The sequence below is a fragment of the Pelomonas sp. V22 genome, from assembly GCF_030014915.1.
In the GTDB taxonomy this organism is placed as follows: domain Bacteria; phylum Pseudomonadota; class Gammaproteobacteria; order Burkholderiales; family Burkholderiaceae_C; genus JAUASW01.
The window spans coordinates 1-3,552 of the sequence record NZ_JAGIXS010000020.1; the positions used below are offsets into that span (position 1 = coordinate 1).

The 3,552-nt window shown below is 57.4% G+C and carries 4 protein-coding genes; all 4 read right to left on the minus strand.

The window, feature by feature from the left end:
* Positions 1-74: 74 nt before the first annotated feature.
* Positions 75-563 carry a DUF2262 domain-containing protein gene (locus J7U46_RS23130; RefSeq protein ID WP_282829607.1) on the minus strand — a complete coding sequence of 163 codons (489 nt, stop codon included), beginning with the start codon at positions 561-563 and terminating at the stop codon, positions 75-77.
* A gap of 70 nt (positions 564-633) precedes the next feature.
* A complete protein-coding gene (locus J7U46_RS23135) occupies positions 634-1,347 on the minus strand; it encodes a hypothetical protein (protein ID WP_282829608.1) in 714 nt (237 codons plus the stop codon).
* 1,099 nt (positions 1,348-2,446) lie between these two features.
* Entirely contained in the window at positions 2,447-2,995 is a 549-nt protein-coding gene (locus J7U46_RS23140; RefSeq protein ID WP_282829609.1) for a hypothetical protein, read from the minus strand.
* Between the two features lie 78 nt (positions 2,996-3,073).
* The gene (locus J7U46_RS23145) at positions 3,074-3,445 is read right to left on the minus strand and encodes a VOC family protein (RefSeq protein ID WP_282829610.1); all 372 of its coding nucleotides are present in this window, start codon (positions 3,443-3,445) and stop codon (positions 3,074-3,076) included.
* Positions 3,446-3,552 lie beyond the last annotated feature (107 nt).

The window sequence follows — 3,552 nt, forward strand, 5'->3', positions numbered from 1 at the left end:
GAGATACTTCGCCGGCAGAGTTCGAGCGACGCCATTCCCAACGGCTCAAAAGTGTCTAGGGAACCCGGGGCGATTCACAGCTCAGCTTGCAGTTCATGGAAGGAGACGCCATCAAAGGACGTGACGGAAACGCCGTGACCACCAAAGAGATCTCCGCACTCGTACCGTAGGGTTGCTAGCTCGACTCCGGTGATCTCAACGTCACTCAATTGAAGCATGGAGCAAAACTCCCTTGGAGTGAGGGTCTGCGCTCCAGTACGCCAGCTATCGTTGTAGACGGGCAGAAGCTGTTTGGTCGCGTACTCCTGGCACCGCAGGTTTAGCGCTGAAAGATGTTGCACAAAGCTGGCTGCAAATTGAATGGAAGCCTCCATCGGCTGTCCGTCAGGCCATACGACCAGCTTTAGCTCACCGAGCCCTGCGTTGATGATCCCGTGAAGTTCGGCCGATGTTCCCGACAACCGCCCAACGACAGGATCAATAACCTCCATGGCTTGAGATGCAATGTCTTTCTGCATTTGGGGGCGAGCGAGAGCTTGGAAGAGGCGGCGACCGAAGTTCATTTCCGATGCCTAACGTTGAAGCTGAGCCGCGAGCGGCGGCTTGCCGACGCGAGTCGGCTCGAGCGACTGGTTAGCCATCTGCACCCCGACCACCGGAATAAGTAAGGGCTTTGAGCATTACGCCTTGCATGAACTTCGTGGCCTCGACGAGCGTCATGGGCTTTGCCGGCGGAATCTTGTTACCGGCGGAATGCCGTGCGTCTAGCCCAGCAACAGATGGGCTATTTGCCGAGCGCATGAAGCGCTCGCGCTGATTGTCCGAGCAAAGGTCAAGGTTGCTCACCGTATTCCCGAGGCCTTCTTCAACCTCATCAAGTATGCGATACAGACGAGGCCAGGTTCTGGCTTCGTCAGCCCACAGGATCATTGCGGTTGTGAGCGCCTTGTTCTTCATCGAGGCTGTCGTTAGCACTTGCGCCTGCGTAGGACCGGTAGCTCCGTCCAGATTGGCCCGAATTTTCGAGAAAATTGTCAGTTCGGCGACCACGCCAGATGCAAAGGCATCACGCCTTCCATCGGGATGCTCCCTGTACGTTCCGGCAAGAGCAGGGGTCTTGTAGTGGCCGAAGAGAAGCTTCATCGCCCCGGCAAAGATTTCTAGCCGAGCCAGGGCCAGAGCACGAACTTCTGCGTGGTCTGCTGTCACCTCTAGCGCGGGACCAACAATGTAGTACCGCTCGCCCTCCTGCACGACGTACATGTCCCCGTCTGGAAAGAACGCAGGCAGATCCTCAAGGTGGAACTTGTCGCCCGTGATCTCCACGAGCCAGCGCGGCTGATTCACTTGATGGCTAACGTTGAAGCTGAGCCGCGAGTGGCGGCTTGCCGACGCGAGTCGGCTCGAGCGACTGGTTAGGTCGCAGTACTTGCAAAAGAGCGGCCCGCTGCATTTTGGATTGGCTACGCACAGAGATGTTTGTACTTGGTTGATACGCACGTGATTGCCGGCGCATAGAGAACCAGCAGCATCCCAACTACGCAAATCGGCACAAGCGCAAACGCCTTATTCCAGCCAGCCAGCTCTCCAATCTCGATACGCCCAGCAGAGACTGTGATTCTTGGGGCGAAGCAGCCGTACACGCAGGCGCACAAGAAAAACACACCACAGAATCGCGTGACACCGATAGCGCCGAACCAATGATCGGTCGCAATCGCAAGTGCAACGAGGACGGCCATTCCGATGTATCCGCGCATGCGACTTCCTGCGACCTAACGTTGAAGCTGAGCCGCGAGCGGCGGCTTGCCGACGCGAGTCGGCTCGAGCGACTGGTTAGGCATCACTTGCTTGGCTCGCCTGATGCCCCAGACGCAGGTGGCCTTGGGCTGGGGGTAGGAACTGTAATGAACGTCGGCTGAAGCTTTGGACTTTGCTCCCACTTATGCATCCAGAACGTCGACATCGCAGACGGCTGACTTGCGCGCATCCCGGCCTCGAATTTGCAAGTTCTGGCGGCATTCAGAAGCGCATCGTCCAAGGCCTTGACACCACTAGCGTAGTCAACTCTTAGATCCTGGACCTTCCCATCTGCGTCAAGCTCAAATCTGACGCTTGTGTGCCCCACAAAGCCGGCGGGCAGTAGCGACGGAATAAATGCCGGTCTACCGCAAGTTCCTGGGACTGCCTTAGGCCACGCAACCTTGACGAAGCCCTGATCGCACCCAGCTTCGTCCCGCGAAGTGCAGCGCTCAAGGGAGTCTTGCCTTCGGACAGGGCCAGACTGCGCAAACTGGGCGCTTGCATGGCCGGCAATGACCACCAGGGCTATTGCGGAGTATCGGAGGGTACTTGGGTTCTTCATGATGCCTAACGTTGAAGCTGAGCCGCGAGCGGCGGCTTGCCGACGCGAGTCGGCTCGAGCGACTGGTTAGGCTCAACGGCGCCCTTAGAAGGGAATTGATGCTTGCTCAAAGACTTCTCCGCCTCGAAAGTATTCAAGTCGACATACCCGTTGGCTCTTATCTAGCTCTACGAATGCTCCCAGTGCGTAGCCGCATACATGCTCGGGTATTGCAATCCCATCAGCGCTCCATATGTCATCGTAGCTAGCCTTCGTAAGCGCTCGGAGACGCTCCCTATCTTTCTCCTTCTCGGCGATCGGTCGATCTCTCTTCTTTACCTCGATAGCGATGAGATTGTCTTCAGCAACGACATGGCCTCGACTATGAAGGATGAGATCGCAGTTGATTGTGACGACCTTGAACTCACTATCAAGAATAGTCTTGACCTTCCCGTCCTGCTTTCGGTTGTATTCGGTGTCGACAAAGTACCCGACTAGGCCGTAGTTCAGCGCCGTCTGCTGCATGTAGATGGCAAGCCGCCCGCAATTGCTTCGCTCATTGACACCATCAAGCACTTCCTGCACCTCGTGCTGGAAGAACATTTCGAGGGACCTATCGAGCACCTCGCGAAGCAGCTCCGGCGAAATCGGCACGTCGATCCTCCTTGAGCCTAACGTTGAAGCTGAGCCGCGAGCGGCGGCTTGCCGACGCGAGTCGGCTCGAGCGACTGGTTAGGCCGCGGGCTCATGGCAAACCGCTTCGATGTTGTGACCGTCAGGACCGATGATGAAGGCTGCATAGTAGTTCGCGTGGTACTGGGGGCGCAGACCTGGCGCGCCATTGTCTTTGCCTCCCGCCTCTAGTGCTGCGCGGTAGAAGGCCTCGACTTGCTGGCGATTCTCGGCCGCAAATGCCAAATGAAGATGCGTTGCCTTTTCTTCAATTCGGCGGATGCAAAGCGAGGCATTGGTTCCAGGACGGCAAAGCTCGATTCCGAGTGGCCCCTCTGAGGCAATTGCCACACCAAGCGGCTCAAGTGCCTTAAGGAAGAAGGCTCTCGCTTCTGAATAATCGCTGACCCCGAACACAACGTGATCAAACATTCCATCTCCTCGCAGGTGCGTCTTCCCGGGGCCTAACGTTGAAGCTGAGCCGCGAGCGGCGGCCTGCCGACGCGAGTCGGCTCGAGCGACTGGTTAGGCGGCGCACT

What these genes read in the sequence shown, in the direction of transcription:
- J7U46_RS23130 (WP_282829607.1), bottom strand. Translation starts at nt 563, where the DNA reads ATGAACTTCGGTCGCCGCCTCTTCCAAGCTCTCGCTCGCCCCCAAATG.
- J7U46_RS23145 (WP_282829610.1), bottom strand. Translation starts at nt 3,445, where the DNA reads ATGTTTGATCACGTTGTGTTCGGGGTCAGCGATTATTCAGAAGCGAGA.